The organism is Kordia sp., assembly GCF_965224175.1.
Classification (GTDB): Bacteria; Bacteroidota; Bacteroidia; order Flavobacteriales; family Flavobacteriaceae; genus Kordia.
Window position 1 is genome coordinate 540,643 of record NZ_OZ245041.1, and the last position, 19,851, is coordinate 560,493.

Annotated in this window: 16 protein-coding genes; 15 read left to right on the plus strand and 1 reads right to left on the minus strand. The window is 33.5% G+C overall.

Annotation, left to right across the window (positions count from 1 at the left end):
* The first annotated feature begins 219 nt into the window (after positions 1-219).
* The 12 genes from hisG to ACOQOS_RS02645 all read left to right on the plus strand — a co-directional run bounded on the left by hisG (position 220) and on the right by ACOQOS_RS02645 (position 12,427).
* On the plus strand, positions 220-1,077 hold the full coding sequence (hisG, locus tag ACOQOS_RS02590; protein ID WP_420573400.1) for an ATP phosphoribosyltransferase: 858 nt from the start codon (positions 220-222) through the stop codon (positions 1,075-1,077).
* Positions 1,077-2,360, plus strand: coding sequence for a histidinol dehydrogenase (hisD, locus tag ACOQOS_RS02595; protein ID WP_420573401.1), 1,284 nt, complete (start codon positions 1,077-1,079; stop codon positions 2,358-2,360). The genes hisG and hisD overlap by 1 nt, the downstream gene beginning before the upstream one ends.
* Before the next feature lie 53 nt (positions 2,361-2,413).
* Positions 2,414-3,460, plus strand: a complete 1,047-nt coding sequence (gene hisC / locus ACOQOS_RS02600; protein ID WP_420573402.1) for a histidinol-phosphate transaminase — start codon at positions 2,414-2,416, stop codon at positions 3,458-3,460.
* 132 nt (positions 3,461-3,592) lie between these two features.
* Positions 3,593-4,726: a bifunctional histidinol-phosphatase/imidazoleglycerol-phosphate dehydratase HisB gene (gene hisB, locus ACOQOS_RS02605; protein WP_420573403.1), complete on the plus strand. Its 1,134-nt coding sequence runs from the start codon at positions 3,593-3,595 to the stop codon at positions 4,724-4,726.
* A gap of 63 nt (positions 4,727-4,789) precedes the next feature.
* Positions 4,790-5,371 carry an imidazole glycerol phosphate synthase subunit HisH gene (gene hisH / locus ACOQOS_RS02610; protein WP_420573404.1) on the plus strand — a complete coding sequence of 194 codons (582 nt, stop codon included), beginning with the start codon at positions 4,790-4,792 and terminating at the stop codon, positions 5,369-5,371.
* A gap of 266 nt (positions 5,372-5,637) precedes the next feature.
* Complete coding sequence (hisA, locus tag ACOQOS_RS02615) at positions 5,638-6,357, plus strand: 1-(5-phosphoribosyl)-5-[(5-phosphoribosylamino)methylideneamino]imidazole-4-carboxamide isomerase (protein WP_420573405.1); 720 nt, start codon at positions 5,638-5,640, stop codon at positions 6,355-6,357.
* Between the two features lie 115 nt (positions 6,358-6,472).
* A complete protein-coding gene (gene hisF / locus ACOQOS_RS02620) occupies positions 6,473-7,228 on the plus strand; it encodes an imidazole glycerol phosphate synthase subunit HisF (protein WP_420573406.1) in 756 nt (251 codons plus the stop codon).
* Between the two features lie 275 nt (positions 7,229-7,503).
* On the plus strand, positions 7,504-8,103 hold the full coding sequence (gene hisIE, locus ACOQOS_RS02625; RefSeq protein WP_420573407.1) for a bifunctional phosphoribosyl-AMP cyclohydrolase/phosphoribosyl-ATP diphosphatase HisIE: 600 nt from the start codon (positions 7,504-7,506) through the stop codon (positions 8,101-8,103).
* Positions 8,104-8,112: 9 nt separating this feature from the next.
* Positions 8,113-8,583, plus strand: a complete 471-nt coding sequence (locus ACOQOS_RS02630) for a hypothetical protein (protein ID WP_420573408.1) — start codon at positions 8,113-8,115, stop codon at positions 8,581-8,583.
* Positions 8,584-8,785: 202 nt separating this feature from the next.
* Positions 8,786-9,169: a hypothetical protein gene (locus ACOQOS_RS02635; protein ID WP_420573409.1), complete on the plus strand. Its 384-nt coding sequence runs from the start codon at positions 8,786-8,788 to the stop codon at positions 9,167-9,169.
* Between the two features lie 183 nt (positions 9,170-9,352).
* Complete coding sequence (locus ACOQOS_RS02640) at positions 9,353-10,141, plus strand: tRNA pseudouridine(38-40) synthase TruA (RefSeq protein ID WP_420573410.1); 789 nt, start codon at positions 9,353-9,355, stop codon at positions 10,139-10,141.
* Between the two features lie 87 nt (positions 10,142-10,228).
* Positions 10,229-12,427, plus strand: a complete 2,199-nt coding sequence (locus ACOQOS_RS02645; protein ID WP_420573411.1) for a T9SS type A sorting domain-containing protein — start codon at positions 10,229-10,231, stop codon at positions 12,425-12,427.
* 94 nt (positions 12,428-12,521) lie between these two features.
* Here the strand turns inward: ACOQOS_RS02645 and ACOQOS_RS02650 are convergent, their stop codons facing one another.
* Entirely contained in the window at positions 12,522-13,841 is a 1,320-nt protein-coding gene (locus ACOQOS_RS02650) for a DEAD/DEAH box helicase (RefSeq protein WP_420573412.1), read from the minus strand.
* Positions 13,842-14,031: 190 nt separating this feature from the next.
* On the opposite strand from ACOQOS_RS02650, the gene ACOQOS_RS02655 reads away from it, so the two are divergent.
* The 3 genes from ACOQOS_RS02655 to ACOQOS_RS02665 are packed head-to-tail and all read left to right on the plus strand — an operon-like array spanning position 14,032 to position 19,811.
* On the plus strand, positions 14,032-16,740 hold the full coding sequence (locus tag ACOQOS_RS02655) for an FAD-binding protein (RefSeq protein ID WP_420573413.1): 2,709 nt from the start codon (positions 14,032-14,034) through the stop codon (positions 16,738-16,740).
* A gap of 16 nt (positions 16,741-16,756) precedes the next feature.
* Positions 16,757-18,715 (plus strand): LodA/GoxA family CTQ-dependent oxidase, encoded by a 1,959-nt coding sequence (locus ACOQOS_RS02660; protein WP_420573414.1) that lies wholly within the window; start codon positions 16,757-16,759, stop codon positions 18,713-18,715.
* Positions 18,702-19,811, plus strand: a complete 1,110-nt coding sequence (locus tag ACOQOS_RS02665; protein ID WP_420573415.1) for an NAD(P)/FAD-dependent oxidoreductase — start codon at positions 18,702-18,704, stop codon at positions 19,809-19,811. Before ACOQOS_RS02660 ends, ACOQOS_RS02665 begins: the two co-directional genes overlap by 14 nt.
* The last annotated feature ends 40 nt before the right edge of the window (positions 19,812-19,851 follow it).

Genomic DNA, 19,851 nt, shown 5'->3' on the forward strand with positions numbered 1-19,851 from the left:
TAAAAAGACTTGTAGACAATAAAAAATATTAGTTACATTTGCACCAACAAAGAAATAAAAATGACTTTTACACAATTACATCATCATCACTTTCATACTTGCCCTCAAGCGAGCAGATAGTGTATTGAAGTAATTAAAAACAATATATTAAACCCGTTTGAGTACATCAAACGGGTTTTTTAGTGCCCAATTTTTGTACTTAAGCATAATAAAGTAACAATGAAAAAGTTAAAAATTGCCATTCAAAAATCGGGACGACTTAATGAAGATTCGCTCAAAATCTTAAAAGACTGCGGAATTTCCATCGATAATGGAAAAGATCAACTCAAAGCTTCTGCACGCAACTTTCCTTTGGAAGTTTTCTATCTCAGAAATGGAGATATTCCACAATATTTGCGTGACGGCGTAGTAGATATCGCAATTTTAGGAGAAAATGTATTAGTCGAAAAAGGTGAAAATATTACCATTGCTGAAAAATTAGGATTCTCCAAATGTAAAGTCTCATTAGCCATTCCAAAAGGAGTTGCCTACAACTCTGTAAAAGACTTTGAAGGCAAACGCATTGCAACATCATATCCAGAAACAGTAAAATCTTACCTAAAAGAAAAAGGTGTCAATGCAGACTTACACATCATTAATGGTTCTGTAGAAATTGCGCCAAATATTGGTCTTGCAGATGCTATTTGTGACATTGTTTCCAGCGGAAGTACGCTTTTCAAAAACAATCTCAAAGAAGTTGAAGTCATGCTAAAAAGTGAAGCAGTCTTAGCGGTTTCACCAAAAATTCAAGCAGAAGAACAAAAAATACTTCAAAAATTACAATTCAGAATTCAATCGGTACTCACAGCGCGTTCTTCAAAATACATTTTGCTCAATGCGCCAAATGATAAAATTGAAGCCATCAGTAAAATATTACCTGTTTTAAAAAGTCCAACAATTCTTCCACTAGCCCAAGAAGGTTGGAGTTCACTGCACTCAGTAATCAAAAAAGAAGATTTCTGGGAAGTCATTGACGAACTCAAAGCCAATGGAGCAGAAGGAATTTTAGTATGTCCAATCGAAAAAATGGTACTCTAATGCAAAAAATATTCAATCCAGAACCAAACACATGGACTACTATTTTAGAACGTCCAACACAAACTGTAGATGATATTGAAGCTACAGTTTCGCAAATTTTCTCTGAAGTTCAAAAAAATGGCGACGTTGCAATCAAAAAATACACTTCGTTTTTTGACAATGTAAAATTAGATAAGCTAGTTGTCAGTCAAGCTGAAATTGACGCTGCTGCAAACAACGTTTCTGCTGAACTCAAAGAAGCCATTGCAGTAGCAAAAAATAATATCACGAAATTTCATGCTGCTCAAGAAACGACAAAGGTTGAAATAGAAACAGCTCAAGGTGTACGTTGTTGGCAAGAAAAACGTGCCATTCAAAAAGTTGGGTTGTACATTCCGGGCGGAACAGCACCATTATTTTCAACAATCTTAATGTTGGCAGTTCCAGCAAAAATAGCAGGTTGTGAAGAAATTGTATTATGTACGCCACCAAACAAAGAAGGCAACGTAAATCCAGCAATACTATACACTGCTCAATTGTGCGGAATTACTAAAATATACAAAGTAGGAGGAATCCAAGCCATTGCTGGAATGACATTTGGAACAGAAACTATTTCTAAAGTATACAAAATATTTGGACCAGGAAATCAATTTGTAACTGTTGCAAAACAACTAGCAACCAAATACGGAGTTGCTATCGATATGCCTGCAGGACCAAGTGAATTACTCGTAGTTGCTGACGAATCTGCAAACGCTGATTTTGTAGCATCCGATTTACTCAGTCAGGCAGAACACGGAACAGACAGTCAAGTAGTATTAGTCACAACTTCAAAGAACTTCTTAGAAAAAGTGGAAACTGCTGTGGCAACACAATTAGAAGCATTGCCAAGAAAAGAAATTGCTGCCAAAGCCATAGAAAACTCTAAATTAATCTTTGTCTCAACCGATCAAATTGCTTTAGAATTAATCAATGAATATGGTCCAGAACACTTCATTATCTGTGTAAAAGACGAAAATTTCTATACCGACGGAATTCAAAATGCAGGTTCGGTCTTCGTAGGAAACTATACGCCAGAAAGTGCTGGAGATTATGCTTCAGGAACCAATCACACCTTACCAACCAACGGATATGCAAAAGCGTATTCTGGTGTAAACCTAGGAAGCTTTCAAAAAAGTATGACATTTCAAAAAATCACCCAAGAAGGAATTCAAAATATCGGAAATGCTATAGAACTCATGGCAGAAGCAGAAGGTTTACAAGCGCACAAAAATGCTGTAACACTCAGATTAGAAAGTTTAAAATAACTCAGTTGTCACATTGAGCGCAGTCGAAATGTATTTGAAATAATAAAGTTACAATGAATACAATCAACATACAAAATCTCATCAGAGAAAACATAAAAACACTCAAGCCATATTCTTCCGCAAGAGACGAATACAAAGCTTCTGGAAGCGATATGGTATTTTTGGACGCAAACGAAAATCCATATGAAAATGGTGTCAATCGGTATCCAGATCCGAAGCAGACAGCTGTAAAAGTTGCGCTTGGAAAAGTAAAAAACTGCAATTCAGAAAATATTGTATTGGGAAATGGTAGTGATGAAATTCTCGATTTAATTTTTAGAGCCTTTTGTGAACCCAAAAAAGATAATATTATCATTTTGCCACCTACATACGGAATGTACAAAGTATTGGCTGGCGTTAATGACATAGCAATAAAAGAAGTATTACTGTCGACATCGTTTCAGCCAAAAGCAGATGAAATTCTAGCAGCAGCAGACGAAAACAGTAAAATTCTGTTTCTATGTTCTCCAAACAATCCAACAGGAAACAGTTTTGACAATAAAACCGTAGAAAAACTACTCAAAGAATTTAATGGAATTATAGTGATAGACGAAGCATATATAGACTTCTCAAGCCAAGAAAGTTGGTTGAATCGGCTTGAGGATTTTCCTAATCTTATCATTACACAAACGCTGTCAAAAGCGTATGGAATGGCAGGCATCAGACTTGGAATCTGTTATGCTTCGCTCACTATTGTTGATATTCTAAATAGAATAAAACCGCCGTATAATGTGAATTTATTAACACAATCATACGCATTAAAACGTATTGAAGACCAAGAAAATGTGAACATAGAAATTGCGGAAATTCAAAACAACAAAGAACAATTAGCGGAAGCGTTAACACAAATAAGTTTCGTTACTAAAATATATCCCTCAGATGCTAATTTTATCTTAGTAAAAGTTGATGACGCAAATCTTCGTTACAATCAACTCATCGAAAAAGGAATTGTAATTCGAAATAGAACGACACAAGCATTATGTGAAAACTGTTTGCGACTAACAGTAGGAACTGAAGATGAAAACCAAAGATTAATCAAAGAATTAATAGCTATAAATTAATACAAAAAACGTCATATAGAACATTGAGCGAAGTCGAAATGTGATTCAGTGTTACATAAAAAATTAAATAGATTCCTGTATGTCATATCGAGCGCAGTCGAGATAAACTCTGGAATTACAAAAATATAAAACATGCGTAAAGTACTATTCATAGATCGTGACGGAACGATCATTAAAGAGCCAGCAGACGAACAGATAGATAGTTTTGAAAAACTAGAATTCTATCCAAAAGCGGTATCTGCACTACGAAAAATAGCCAAGGAACTCGATTTTGAATTGGTGATGATTACCAATCAAGATGGTTTGGGAACAGATGTTTATCCAGAAAATACATTTTGGCCAGTGCATAACTTTATTTTGCAAACGCTTAAAGGAGAAGAAATTGTTTTTGATAAAATTGTCATTGATAGAACATTTGCCAAAGACAATGCGCCAACACGTAAACCCAATACTGGTTTGCTAACGGAATATTTTTCTGAAGCATATGATTTGAAGAATTCATTTGTGATTGGTGATCGCTTGACAGACATCGAATTAGCAAAAAACTTAGGTTCAAAAGGAATTTATATCAATGATGAAACTTTCTTAGGAACAGACGAAATTACTGTAAAACGTTCTGATTTAGACGAATATATAGGTTTAGAATCCAATGATTGGGACGAAATTTATACATACTTAAAAGCCAAAGAACGCAAAGCGTCTTTAACGAGAAATACGAACGAAACCAAAATTCAAATTGATTTGAATCTTGATGGAACTGGAAAATCAAATATAGAAACAGGAATTGCGTTTTTCGATCATATGTTAGATCAAATTGCACGTCATGGACAATTGGATTTAGACATTACTGTAAAAGGTGATTTAGAAGTTGATGAGCATCACACAATTGAAGATACAGCCATAGCTTTAGGAGAAGTATTTTCGGAAGCATTAGGAAACAAATTGGGCATAGAACGCTACGGATTTTGTTTACCAATGGATGATTGTTTAGCACAAGTTGCAATTGACTTTGGAGGAAGAAACTGGTTAGTTTGGGAAGCAGATTTCAAACGTGAAATGATTGGAAAAATGCCAACGGAAATGTTCTTTCATTTCTTCAAATCGTTTACAGATGGTGCCAAAGCAAATCTAAACATCAAAGCAGAAGGAACCAATGAACACCACAAAATAGAAGCGATCTTTAAATCATTTGCAAAAGCGATCAAAGCAGCTGTAAAACGTGATGTAGAAAAAATGATATTGCCATCAACAAAAGGAATGCTTTAGGAGATTATAAATGTTGAATAAAAATAACCTATTAGCTAAAAGCCAATACCTAAAAGCTAACAAATGAAAACAGTCATCATAAATTACGGAGCTGGAAACATACAAAGTATCAAATTTGCATTGCAACGACTTGGTGTAGAAGCAATTTTAAGCAGTGATGTAACAGAAATTCGCAACGCAGACAAAGTTATATTTCCAGGTGTAGGCGAGGCGAGTAGCGCCATGAAAAAACTCCGCGAAAGTAAATTAGATACGATCATTCCAACATTAACACAACCTGTTTTGGGAATTTGCTTAGGAATGCAACTCATGTGTAATAGCTCGGAAGAAGGAAACACCAAAGGTTTAGGAATTTTTGATACGGAAGTAGTACGTTTTTCCTCAACTGTAAAAGTTCCGCAAATCGGTTGGAATACCATTCAAAACTTAAACAGTCCGTTATTTAAAGACATACGAGAAAACGAATATATGTATCTAGTACACAGTTATTACGCTTTAAAATCGAGTGAAATGATTGCAGAAAGTGAATATGATATTAGTTATGCTTCGGCTTTACAAAAAGATAATTTTTACGGTGTGCAATTTCATCCAGAAAAAAGTAGCAAAGCTGGTAGTAAGATCTTGGAAAACTTTCTAAAATTATAATACTTAAGATTTGTTAGAATATTAGATCATTAGACTTACTTAGAAACACAAAACGTCACTTCGAGTGAAATTCTGGAAGAACTTAGTGTCAAAATATGTTTTCAAGTACCTACAAATAAACAAATAAACAAATAAACGAATAAACGAATTGACGAATTGACGAATAAACCATAAACCAATAAACAAAAAGCTAACCAACAAGAATATAAAGACAAACGAGTAAAACGAGCAATCTTAATACTCAATAAAACCTCAATACCAAAAAAATGAGAATCATACCTGCAATAGATATCATCGATGGAAAATGTGTTCGCCTTTCAAAAGGTGATTACGACACAAAAAAAATATACAACGAAAGTCCACTAGAAGTTGCAAAACAATTCGAAGATGCTGGAATTCAATACTTACATATGGTCGATTTAGATGGCGCGAAAGCGAAACATATTGTAAACTATAAAGTACTAGAAGCAGTGGCTTCCAAAACAAATTTGAAAATTGATTTTGGCGGCGGATTAAAATCTGATGAAGATCTACACATAGCTTTTGAAAGTGGCGCGAAACAAATTACTGGTGGAAGTATTGCCGTAAAGGATAGCGCAACATTTACAAAATGGATTCAAAAATATGGAAGTCAACGTATCATTTTAGGCGCGGATGCAATGGACGAAAAAATCGCGATTAGTGGTTGGCAGGAGGAAAGTAATGAAGAACTCATTCCATTCATTCAAAAATATCAACAACAAGGTATTGAATATGTCATTTGTACTGATATTGCCAAAGATGGAATGTTAGAAGGTCCATCATTTGAGTTGTACGAGAAAATATTAAAAACCTGTAATAACAACTTGAAATTGATTGCTTCTGGCGGAATTTCTACATTTGATGAATTGCCAAAACTAAAAGAATTAGGTTGTGAAGGAGTCATTATCGGCAAAGCGATTTACGAAAATAGAATCTCACTCAAACAATTAGAAGAATTATTATAAAGTTTAGAAACGTCATTACGAGGAAGCATGACGAAGTAATCTCAAAGTAATAGATCGCTTCATTTTATCTAGAATGACAAAACATAAAAATCATTAAATTATTCAATCCCATACAATGCTTACAAAAAGAATCATTCCTTGTTTAGATATCAAAAATGGACGTACAGTAAAAGGAGTCAACTTTGTCAACCTCCGAGATGCTGGTGATCCAGTAGAATTGGCAAAAATCTATGCTGATGAAGGTGCTGATGAATTGGTGTTTTTAGACATTTCGGCAACGGAAGAGCGTAGAAAAACATTACAAAAACTTGTATTAGATGTGGCTGCACAAGTAGACATTCCATTTACAGTTGGCGGCGGAATTTCTTCTACGGAAGATGTAAATCGTATGTTGCAAGCTGGCGCAGACAAGGTTTCTATCAATTCAGCAGCCGTAAAACGTCCTGAACTTATCAACGAATTAGCTGCTAAATTTGGAAATCAGTGTATAGTTGTTGCCATTGATGCAAAACAAATTGAAGGCGAATGGATTGTACATCTAGTTGGAGGAAAAGTGCCTACGGACATCAAACTCTTTGATTGGGCAAAAGAAGTCGAAAAACGTGGTGCAGGCGAAATTTTATTTACATCAATGGACAATGATGGAACCAAAGACGGATTTGCCAACAAAGCATTAGCAAAACTCTCGGAAATTGTCAATATTCCTGTAATTGCTTCTGGTGGAGCAGGAAACATGAAACATTTTAAAGATACTTTTATTGAAGGAAAAGCAGATGCAGCATTAGCAGCAAGCGTATTTCACTTCAAAGAAATAGGAATTCCAGAACTTAAACAAAATCTAACAGACAATGGAATTAATGTACGAATTTGAAATGTTGAATGCTAAAAGTTGAATTTTAAATTAGTTTCTAAGACAACTATAAATCAATAAAAGATAAAAATACGTATTCAAAACGTCACTTCGAGTGATTTTTCGAAATAGAATGAAGAAAAATTGTATCGAGAAGTACTATAAAAATTAGAAGTTTTGAATGCTAAATGTTGAATTTTAAATTGATTTCTAATGAAACTAAGAATCAATAAAGAATAAATCAGCACAAAATACATAACAAAACAAATAACAGCCAACAAGCAAACAAAGAACAAATGAACATAAATTTCAATAAAAATAACGACGGATTAGTTCCTGTAATCATCCAAGATAATGATACAAAAAATGTATTAATGCTAGGATTCATGAATGAAGAAGCGTACGCAAAAACAATAGAAACCAACAAAGTAACTTTTTACAGTAGAACTAAGCAACGCTTATGGACAAAAGGAGAAGAAAGTGGAAATTTTCTCAACCTAATAAGCATTCAAAATGATTGTGATGAAGACACCTTACTCATCAAAGTAAATCCTGTGGGACCAACGTGTCACAAAGGAACAGATACTTGTTGGAATGAAGAAAATAAGATGAATTTTGGATTTCTAAATCAGTTAGAAGACACGATTCAAAATCGTAAAGAAAATAAAGAAGATGAAAAAAGTTATGTGGCTTCTCTTTTTAGAAAAGGAATCAATAAAATTGCCCAAAAAGTAGGAGAGGAAGCCGTAGAAGTGGTCATTGAAGCTAAAGATGATAATGATGATTTATTCTTAAATGAAAGTGCCGACTTATTATTTCATTACTTAATTCTACTTCAAGCAAAAGGATACAAACTCAATGATATTGTGAATGTATTGAAGAGTAGGGAGAAATAAGAAATCATAATGTCGAAAAAAATAGGTTTCAATGAAATAAAAATATGGTTTGATAAAAGGTTCATTTCAATAACCTTGAATGAACATTTTCGAATTCACGACAAAGAAATACAAGTTCTTTTTGCTGAATTTAAAGAAATAGATATCAGTCAATTAACAGAACAAAACTATGTTGATATACTAAACTTCATAAAACTTGGTGTGGAACAATCTGAGCAAATAGTAACTCAATTCTTTCAGAAGAGAAAAGAACAAATAGAACCATTATATTCATCAGAATTAAATCATTATTACTTGGAAATTGACATTTGTAGCTTAAATATTTCTGAAAAGCATTCGCCTATTATAGAGTTCGATATTCGATTCGATTGTATGGATAAGAAAAATCACCCCATTTTTATGTACGATAGCAGAGGTTTGTGTCATATAGAATTTGAAGTAAACAAAAATAAAGAGTTGATAGTAAAAGAAGTTTCATAATTTCAAATCAACAAATCAACAAATCAACAAATCAACAAACAGCGAAGCGACCAAAACTCAAAACCCAACAAAATTTTCCTTATCATTGCATAGAATTAAAATCAACTCCTTCGGCAAGCCAACGAAGCATTGAACGTAAATAAGTAAAAACATTTCGACGCAAACGTCGGAGCATTTAAATCTCGATTATCGAGTAAAAACCATGTTCGAACAATTATTCTACAAAACAATTCTGAGCTACAAAGCGCAATCAAAAAAGCGAAAACACCAACAACTCATGTCGTTGGCAACATTGTATATTACGTTTTTTCAATTAAGTCTCTTATTTGTAGTGTGTATCGTTTTAGTAAAAGCAACCAACAGTAGTTTTTTACGATTCTACGAAATTTATACGCCAATATTTTATATCGCTTTAGCTGGAATCGTATTGTACTTATTCAACGCTATGTATTTTAACGGAAAACGTATGTTGCAAATAAAAAACAAAGCAATCAAAGAAAATACAAAAGCTACTGAAGTTTGGAAGCTTTGGATCATTCCTATTGTAATATTCGGCTTAAGCCTGATTTTACTCAAAGCTGCATAATGAAAGTAGTTTTTTGAAGTACGATAAAATTTTAAATAGTTCTTTAGAAAAGTATCTGCAACTCCACAAAAAACGAATAAACAAACCATGAAGTTTAAAAGTTGATAATTTTAGGCTTTGAAACAAACTCAACGTAAACAAATAGACGAATCCACAAAAAAACAAATCACAAACAAAAACACCTTGAAAAGAAAACGTTCCTACTATATCATCACGCTACAATACTTAGGATTTCGCTACCACGGTTGGCAAAAACAACCAGATGTGAATACGGTTCAGCGAATGACAGAACGAACGTTAGCATACGTATTTGGACATAAAAATTTCAAACTATTAGCTTCTGGTCGTACAGATGCTAAAGTATCTGCCAATGAAATTGCTATTGAATTATTTTTAGACAACGAAACACTTAATATTCCTGAGTTTCTACCACTTTTCAACAAAAATTTGCCACAAGACATTCGCGCATTAGCAATTACAAAAACGAATTCAACATTTAACATCATTCAACATCCAAAAGTAAAAGAATACATATATCTATTTGCTTTTGGTGAAAAATACCATCCATTTTCAGCGCCCTACATGACCAATGTTTTAGGCGATTTAGATATCGAACTCATGAAAAAAGGCGCAAAGCTCTTTGAAGGAAATCACTATCTAAAAACCTATTGTTACAAACCTACAGAACACACGGTTTTAGAAGGTGAAATAGAATTATGCGAAATTGTGGAAAATGATGTGTTTACGGCGAATTTTTTTCCAGAAAAAAGCTATGTATTACGTGTACAAGGCGCAGGATTCAAACGTCATCAAATTCGTATGATGATGGGAACCTTAATTCTACTTGGAAGACACGAACTCGATTTAGACTTCATAAAACGTTCATTATTGCCAAATTCTATACTTGAAGTCAATTACATTGCGCCAGCTTCTGGCCTAATGCTCAACAAAATGACGTTTAAAGATTTATAAAAAAATAAACTGCAAAGACAGGTTTGTTAACCTATATTCCTTTGAATCCGTACATACATCTCGTATTTTTAAGTAAATAAAAAAAATATGAAAAAAATGTATTTATGTATGCTATTGTTGATCGGCTTTCAAGCAATAGCAAAAACTGATTGTCCAGAGAAAGTAATTACTGTAAATTCTATTACTGCATTAAATAAAGCAATTGATTTTATGGAAATGAATTCTACTACTTTGTCAACAAGAATAATTGTAGAAGATGGAGTTTATACTTCTACGGGCAACAATTTGAATCGAAATATTTTTGTGAGTAATACTGCTTTGCTTGAAAATGCTTGTCCTTGTACTATAAAAGCAGAAACTGAACAAGGTGTTTGGTTAAAAGGTAATGTCGCATGGAAACTCAATAATTCAAAAAAGCTAACCATAGACGGTTTTATTTTCCTGAGAAATGATTATGGATACGTTAGTGCAATCATAGATTTTGGTCCAGATAGCGAAAACAATGTATTAAAAAACAGCAATTTTATAGAAACTTCCACTGAAAATGCTCCTTCTGGAGTTAATCTATATGTAAGAATGAATAAAGGAATTAATAATAGTTTAGAAAATAATATTTTTCAGAATAAATATAGCAAAGGAAGTTATGTATTGATCACAAATAATGCTGTAAATCCCAAAATTGAAAACTCACTATTCAGCGAATCTAATACCGATTTATTCCCAGTTCATGATGATCCAGACTTGTATAACGATGAAAGAAAAAGATATATACATGCAATTGATAGTGAAAACCTTTTAATTAAAAACTGTACATTAAAAAATAAGTATAGTTATTTAACTTACATTGAGATACAAAGAGGAAGTAATAGTCAAATAGAAGGAAATATATTTAAAGAGGATGATGATTCACCAGGTAACGATAATGGAGTAATAAAGAATAGCTTAGTAAAGGCTTACATAAAATTAATAGACCACCAAACGCCAACGATAATTTTAAATACCTTTCTGCGAAAATTCTCAAAAGGACATTGTATTGATTATTCACCAATCCAAGGCTATGATAATTTAGGTGGATTGATTAGTAAAAATTACTTTGGTGCTAAGTTTCAGTTACACCCATCTTCTATGATTAAGATAGGTTCCTGTTTACTAGATGATACAGATAAAATTTCAACCATGAATGTTACTGTTAGTGATAATACTTTTGAGGAGTATAATTATAACTTATTCAATTATACAGAAATAATTTCAAACAAATCTTCTGGAAACTCCTATCTCAATAATACTTTTATAAATTGTTCAGGGAACCTTAGAATTAGGTGTGGAAATAATGTTACTGTAGCTGGGAATAAATTTTATGGTAATAATGATGTGTTTGTATTTGGAGATGATACTGATTTTAACAAACAAGGGGGAATTTTTGTTTCTGGAAAAAATCATAAAATCTATAATAATTATTTTGAAAGCCTGAGTGATTTTGTAATTCAATTTCTAGGAGGAAGTCCAACTAATTATACTTATGAAAGAGTTGAAGGCACTCATTTTTCATTTAATACAGCAGTAAATTGTAAAACAAATATACATTTCAGAAATGATAAAACGATAGATGCAATTGAAATGCCTAGAGATTGTGTTTTTGATAATAATATATTTAGTACAGATGGAGAAGCATCAACATTTAATTTCTATACTGCTTTCATATTTATAGATGACGATTTTACACTTGATACTGTAGATGAAGACGACTTCATAACAAATAGTTTTGATTCAAATATTTTTTACGAAAATGGTGGACATACGCTAATAAATAGTGATTGGCCGCAAACAGAAATAAATCCTGTATTAACAACTACAAACCCTGAATTAGAATTTAATACGTTTAACAATATGTTTTTGTTAACGGAAAACTCTCCCGCAATTAATGGTGCTATTAATTATTCTTATGTGACTAACGATATTCTAGACAATCCAAGAGTTGATGGTTTTTATGACATCGGTTGCCATGAATATCAATCAACAATATCAATACCGAGTAGTATTTCATCAACTGGTTTAATACAGAACTTAAATGATACACAATTACAAAGTTATCCAAACCCAGCAAATGATATTGTTACAATACATGGTATTTCAGATAAAAGCTCATATCAAATCTATAATATTAATGGAGTCGTAGTGCAAAGTGGAAAACTTTCAAAAAACCAGCAAATCAATGTCGAAAAATTAGCAAAAGGAATGTATTTCCTAACACTAAACAATCAGACAATTAAAATCATGAAGAACTAATTCTTAAAATTCAATAAAAAGAAAAAGGCTCGTAATTATGTTACGAGCCTTTTTCTATATAAATTCATCTAACAATCTAACAATCTAACAAAGTCTAATCACGTCTTCTATTTCGAGAACGTGAATTCTTTCGCTTACTATTTCTAGAATTTGAACTTGAATTAGAAGAATTATTTTTATTTCTAGGAGTTTGACTTCCGCCAGAATTTCCTTTTGACGATGATTTCGATTTCTGTCTAGAACGTGGTGGACGCTCTTGTTTTGGTGGTGGCGTATAATTTGGATCTGCTTCAAAACCTTCAACTTCCTCAGAAGCGAGCTTTTCATCCAATAATTTTTCAATCCCTTTTACATATTCGTATTCTTCTGCAGAAACCAACGAAATAGCTTCTCCGCTTGCGCCAGCTCTACCTGTACGACCAATTCGATGTACATAATCTTCAGGAACATTTGGTAATTCATAATTAATTACATGTGGCAATAACGGAATATCCAATCCACGTGCAGCAATATCTGTCGCAACTAAAATTCGAATAGTTCCTTTCTTAAAACCATCCAAAGCTTTCGTTCGTGCATTCTGGGTTTTATTTCCATGAATTGCAGCAGCACTAATATTTTTTGCAATCAATTTCTTTGTCAATCGATTGGCACCATGCTTTGTTCGTGTAAACACCAAAACCTGACTCCAATTGCCATCAGAAATTAATTTAATTAGTAATTCAGTTTTACGAGGTTTATCCACCTTATACACTTTCTGATTTACTTTTTCAGCGGTTGTATTCTCTGGAGTTGCTTCAACAGCAACAGGATTGTGTAAAATGCTTTGCGCTAACTTCTTAATATCTTTAGAAAACGTAGCTGAAAATAATAAATTCTGTCTTCGTTTGGGTACGAGTTCAATCACACGTTTAATGTCTCGTAAAAATCCCATATCCAACATCCTATCAGCTTCATCTAACACCAACATTTCTACCTTAGCCAAAGACAATGCCTTTTGATTATGCAAATCGAGCAGTCTTCCGGGAGTTGCCACCAAAACATCGACGCCATTTCGTAAAGTAGCAATCTGCGGTTTCGCATTCACACCACCAAAAATCACGGTAGAACGAATATTTAAAAACTCACTATACTCTTTTACATTCGCATATACTTGCGCTGCTAATTCTCGCGTAGGCGTTAAAATTAAAGCTCTAATAGGTCTTTTGCGTAAAGGAGGTTGTTGTGATAATAATTGTAACATTGGTAGTGTAAAACCTGCTGTTTTACCTGTTCCTGTTTGCGCTGAAGCTAAAACATCTTTGCGTTCTAAAACTAAAGGAATTGCTTTTGCTTGAATGGGAGAAGGCGTTGTATACCCTTTTTTACTGATGGCGCGTAATAAGGCATCAGATAATCCTAATGATTTGAATGACATAAAAATTGTTTGTGAAATGACAATTTTTATGGTAAAACCTCATTTCTGAATAAGTCCGCAAGGTACAACCATTTTTGATAACAATAACAGATTTTTCAATATAAAATCACGTACAATCACGTGTTGTTTATCTTACAAATTCACTATAAATTACAAGTCTTAAAATTTACTTTAACCCAAACTTTAAATAATGAGCCACACATTTGATTTCTCAGGAAATTACCATCTGGTAGACCAAGAATTATCTACAACCAATTTTCAATCTTCAGACTTTACAATACAATGTTGGATTCAAACAGAACAATCAGGAGAAATTATCTCTAAATCTTCAAATGATGGTTCTTTTGCGCTACATATAAATCCACAAGGAAATATTGTATTCTCTGTTGAAGAAGCTGGAAATACAAGAAACATTACTGCAACTAACCTTTCTGTACTTGATGCCAATTGGTATTGCATAAGTGCTGTAAAAACAGAAAATTTCCTGTATCTATACATTAACAATTTTTTACTACAAACAGAAAATGATGCTAAAAAGTATCATGGAAACATTTCAAACGAATTTACAATTGGAGGAAATGCTGAAAACTATTTCAAAGGAACGATCAGTCAAGTATCTGTTTGGAATAACGCATTGTCAGGAAGTGAAGTAACAGAAACATATGAAGAAGGAAATGTATCTAAAATAGACGGTTTTATTAAGGTTAGTGAAATTGTAAATCTTGCAAAAGATCTTGGAACAGAATTAAACCAAGACTTAAGTGTAAAAATGTGTATAAAAAACACATCATTTGAAGCTTTAGAATTGGTTGAATCATCCAATGAAAATATTCCTAAACGTATTGAAGTTGACGAAGAAGTGACGATACATTTAAAAAGTAAGTTATTTCCAAGAATCAATGAATCATTTCGTTACCAAAACAAAAGCGGAAGTACACGCATCACGATAAAAAAGAATTTAGATCGCTTTAATACAGCTATTGTTGCTTTGTCTGATAAAGATTTAGTGGATGATTTAGCTATCAAAGAAAATTCAACATATCTATCAAGAGCCGAATTGAATATCGGAGAAAATATCGTGGTTGTGAATACTCGAAACTTCTATAACTTTCTCAATGGATTACGCGGATATTTAAAATGTGATCAAATACAAACAGCAGGAGGAAACCTAATTGACGAAATAGAATATAACAAAGCAAGTCAAGTATTTAATCGTAGATTTCAATTAAAACCCTTTGCAATTGTGTATTGCGAATCTACCGAAGATGTACAACGTGTTTATAAAGAAGCAATTGCAAATAATTTGCCAATCAGAGTTCGATCTGGTGGACATGATCACGAAGCAGAATGTACAGGAACCGATGTTGTTTTATTAGACATGACGCGTATCAATCATATAAAAGTCAGCCATGACAAGAAATTTGCACGTATTGGACCTGGAAATCGTTTCAAAGACTTAACACCAGTATTAGCCACCGAACAAGTAATGATAGCGCATGGAACTTGTGCTACTGTTGGAGTTGCAGGATTTACGCTTGGCGGCGGTTGGGGACCGTGGACACGAAAGCAAGGAATGAATTGTGAAGCTCTAATTGGAGCTACAGTTGTATTAGGTGATGGTTCTGTGGTAGAAGTAAATATGAACGATTCTAATGAAAAAGATCTGCTTTGGGCATTAAAAGGCGGTGGCGGAATGAGTTATGGAATTGTCACTGAATTCAAACTAAAAGTCTTCAAACTTCCTAAAGAACTCATCAAATTTGAAGTTGAGTGGAATAAATATTTTGACGATAATCCAAATAAATTTCATGAAAATACACGTACAAAAGACATCATAAAAGTTTGGGAACAAGTGATATTCAATGAAAATGATAACTATTCCGGAGAAGATTTCAAAAACATACAACTTATAGGAACCAACCTTAAAGTTTCTGGAAAACATTTAGCTAATCCAGAAGATTTTCATCCTGAAAAAGAAAAACATAACTGTATCATGTATGGATATTGGGAAGGAGATTCTAAAAGCCTAAAAGCTTTTGTAGAAGACTGTTTTTCATCAGCAATGCCAGATGAATTACGTTTAATGGGTAAAGGCGGACAAGGAAGTAATTACGCTGATGATGGTTTAATGAGTGCATGGGACAGAGAATCATTCTCAGCAATCAAAGAAACGATCAAATATTCACAAGATATGTTGGCGAAGAATACTATTCCATCAAATATCGCTCAAAAGGAAACATACGACGAAGTCTATGAAATTGTAAAATCTGTACCAAAAAGTGGAGATTTAGATATGGCAGTAGAACGATTTCAACCTGTTTCTAACAAAAAACCTTTACCGCCAGATTTAGATGCGCCTGCACCACATAAAATTACATCGCGTTTGGCAAACAAAGTGAGTTATGATAAAAACGGAAAGAAACTAGAAACACTAGGTTTAGGAGATAACGGAATTGAACAATTAATTAGTTCATTAACATCTGAATTAATTTTACCAGAAAATCGTGAATATGGTTTGTTTAACTACATAACCTTGGGTGCAATTGCTGGTAATTACTACGATACAATGTCAGCAGCAGCCAAAGAAAAAAGCGCATTTCCGTATAAAGACAAAGCGTATACCATTCAATATCAAACGTGGTGGAATACAGAATTAATTCAAAAAGAACAAGAGCAAAATAACGATGTATACAATAGAACAAATAGAGCATTAGATTGGATGCAAGTCTGTCGTGATTATGAGATTGATAACTCTGGTGGATCATTCATAAGCTTTAAAGATGCATCTATTCCAACTGAAATCTATTTTGGCGAAAACTATAAAGATTTAATCGAAGCCAAAAAATTACATTCAAAAGATCCTCTAAATCATTTTAGAACTCGAAAAACTATCATATAAACTAACTATAAAACCTATGAACACAAATGAAATTAGTAGCGTTGCAATTTATCCTCCAATAGGAATTGCACGAATTGGAAACTCTAAAGAACATTTTTTTGCGCCAGATATTCCTGGTGTTGAAATTACACCAGAAGGTGGTTATAAAGATGAGAAAGGCCGTGTAAAAAAGCAAGTTGCACGTTTTAGAATCTATGCTTTTGACAAAGATGGAAATGCTTTGGGCGAAATTACGGAAACTAGCAACAATAATATTCATTGGCGCGTACAAGTTGCTAATGTAAAATCTGCTTGGTATGAATTTAACAATGCCTTAGATTTACCAGGCGCAGGAATTCCTTCAGAATATAGAAATGCTAATGTAAGTGATAGAAGTAAGTTAGCCATTACACCAACAGCTAAAAGCATTAGTGGGAAAAATGAAAAAGGAAAAGAATATCATTTTGACGATGGAAAATTCTTTGGAAAAAAGGTGAAACTAGGTTATATAGAAACTGATGAAGAAGGAAGATTACTCTTTTTTGGAGGAGATGGAGATTCTGCTTCTAAAGACAATAAGCCAGCCATCACTTTTGCAAACAATCAAGGTTGGCATGATGATACTTGTGATGGAGTAGTACGTGCAACTGTCAATATCAACGGACAAAAATTTGAAGCAGAACCTGCAAATGTAGCGGTAACGCCACCAAATTTTGGTCCAGGATTATACGGTGTTGTCACCATGAATGATGTTGTACAAGACTTATTTATTCGTGAAATGAATTATTCAGATTCTGCGGTAGATGGAGTTGTGTTTTTTGAACACATTTATCCAATGTTAGAACGTATGACGAATACACAATGGGTAAATCAAGGATTTTTTATGTTATTTGGGAAAAATTCGCCATCAGACTTTACCAATCCTGAGTTAGTAGCAAAACTTTCGGATCCTTCTGATGACAACAAAGAATTACGTCATCGTGTATTTGAATGGTTCCGTGATCCAGATTCTACAGCTTATGAACCACAAAAAGTACCACCATTTTATGGAGACGGTTTTGGTGAATATGAAAAAATTGCCATTGTCGATTTACCAATTACACGAACACAATATGCGCGTTTACGTGCTTGGGCAGAAGGTAATTTTACTACAGGAACAACACAAACGTATGTTCCTTTTGGAAAATTATCACCCAAAGAACAAATCAATGCGTTAAATCAAGCTCCAATGGAAGAATGTCTTGGTGGACCATTTCATCCTGGAATTGAATTAACTTGGCCAATGCGTGTCAAAGAAATGTGGAAAAAACCATACCGTTTAAATGTCGTTGATGAAGGAGAAGCTACCGATTTAGATTTCGGACCATTACTTTCGCCAGCCATTGCTTTAGGTAAAAACGGACCTTTGTCTAAAAGCGGACCAGGAGCATTAACACGTTGGTTAGGAGTTCCTTGGCAAACAGATGAAGCAAGTTGTTTATCAGGATATGATCTTACATTATACTTACCATTACCATCATTCTGGGCAGCACGCGTACCAAATCAAGTATTGAGTGAAGATAGTTATTTACGAAGTGTAAAAGCTGGAAACGTAAACATAGCGCAACGTTTAAAACATTTTGACTATCGTCAAGATTGGTTACGTGACTTAGGTTCTGTTTACCAAACCAAAATAAATCATATGATTGCAGAATGGCATGAATTAGGAATTATTGCCAAAATTGAAGATGATGCAGTTCATAACGAACAAGGATTTTTACCAGATACAGTTTGGAAAGAAACGGGACGTAAATTTGGTGAAGACGATCCAACATACGTACAAGTAGTTCGTGCCGAAACGCTTACAGATGGTTTAGATCCGAAAGCAGAAGATGCTAGAGTAGATAAAGCAATTTTAGCAACAACGAATTTACTTGAATCTTCGAAGATCAAAGCAGCTTCACATTCAATAAAAAGTTCAAGAAAAAGAAGAAAAGTATCTCGTGGAGAACGATAAACACACATATCAAGTATTAATTATCGGTGGCGGTCCAGCAGGAATCGCCACCGCTATTACGTTGCATGCCAGAGGAATTCGTTGCTGTGTGGTAGAAGGACATCAATCGCCAATTCGAAAATCGGGAGAAGCGATTCCTCCAAATGCAAAGCCATTGTTAAAACAATTGGGAATTTTATCTTTGATAGAAGATGAAAAACATGAAGTATATTATGGAAACAAAAGTTGTTGGGGAAATGATCAGTTAGAACAAAAAGAATTTCTTGCCGATAGAATGGGACATGGTTTTTTGTTAGACAGATTGCACTTTGAAACACAATTACAAGATCTATACAAAAACACGAACAATGCATTTTACAAAGGATATAAGTTAAAAAAAGTAGTTTCAGACGAAACAAAAACATTAGCTACTATTGAGAATACAACAGAAACACTCACAATTACAAGCGATTTTATCATTGATGCAACAGGAAGAAAAGCGTCTGTTTGCAGACATTTAGGCGTTCAAAAGGAAGAATTGGACACACAATTTGCGATGACTTTCAATATAAAACTGTCAAAAGCTATTCCTAATGAAATTATCGTAGAAGCAACTGAAAATGGTTGGTGGTATGTGGCGCCTTTTACTGAAAATGAACTTACTATGATGTTTTTTACGCTTCAAACCTTGCTTCCTTCAAAAGAAAATAGAGAAAACTTTCTTCAATCAGAATTACGTAAAACAAAACATTTATTAAAAATAATACAAGTCAAACAAATTGACACTATTAAAATAATGCCAGCAGGTACAAGTTATTTACAAATACCTTTTGGAGAAAATTGGTTGGCAGTCGGTGATGCTGCTTATTCTTACGATCCAATATCTTCCTACGGAATTACGTCAGCACTGGCTTCTGGATTTTATGGCGGACATGCTGTAGCAGATTTTTTAAATGGAAAACAAGAAGCTTTACACGTATATAGATATGTTGTAGAAAATGCTTTCAGAGCTTACATTCAAAAATTAATTGCACATTACGAATTAGAAAAAAGATGGAAACAAAGCTACTACTGGACACATAGATTGTCTGTGTTGGCTACAGAAACTACTTCGTAAACTCAAATTACTCGTTATTTTTATTGCATTTGAAATATTT

Coding starts and splice junctions, on each gene's coding strand:
- hisG (WP_420573400.1), top strand. CDS start 220: ATGAAAAAGTTAAAAATTGCCATTCAAAAATCGGGACGACTTAATGAA.
- hisD (WP_420573401.1), top strand. CDS start 1,077: ATGCAAAAAATATTCAATCCAGAACCAAACACATGGACTACTATTTTA.
- hisC (WP_420573402.1), top strand. CDS start 2,414: ATGAATACAATCAACATACAAAATCTCATCAGAGAAAACATAAAAACA.
- hisB (WP_420573403.1), top strand. CDS start 3,593: ATGCGTAAAGTACTATTCATAGATCGTGACGGAACGATCATTAAAGAG.
- hisH (WP_420573404.1), top strand. CDS start 4,790: ATGAAAACAGTCATCATAAATTACGGAGCTGGAAACATACAAAGTATC.
- hisA (WP_420573405.1), top strand. CDS start 5,638: ATGAGAATCATACCTGCAATAGATATCATCGATGGAAAATGTGTTCGC.
- hisF (WP_420573406.1), top strand. CDS start 6,473: ATGCTTACAAAAAGAATCATTCCTTGTTTAGATATCAAAAATGGACGT.
- hisIE (WP_420573407.1), top strand. CDS start 7,504: ATGAACATAAATTTCAATAAAAATAACGACGGATTAGTTCCTGTAATC.
- ACOQOS_RS02630 (WP_420573408.1), top strand. CDS start 8,113: ATGTCGAAAAAAATAGGTTTCAATGAAATAAAAATATGGTTTGATAAA.
- ACOQOS_RS02635 (WP_420573409.1), top strand. CDS start 8,786: ATGTTCGAACAATTATTCTACAAAACAATTCTGAGCTACAAAGCGCAA.
- ACOQOS_RS02645 (WP_420573411.1), top strand. CDS start 10,229: ATGAAAAAAATGTATTTATGTATGCTATTGTTGATCGGCTTTCAAGCA.
- ACOQOS_RS02650 (WP_420573412.1), bottom strand. CDS start 13,841: ATGTCATTCAAATCATTAGGATTATCTGATGCCTTATTACGCGCCATC.
- ACOQOS_RS02655 (WP_420573413.1), top strand. CDS start 14,032: ATGAGCCACACATTTGATTTCTCAGGAAATTACCATCTGGTAGACCAA.
- ACOQOS_RS02660 (WP_420573414.1), top strand. CDS start 16,757: ATGAACACAAATGAAATTAGTAGCGTTGCAATTTATCCTCCAATAGGA.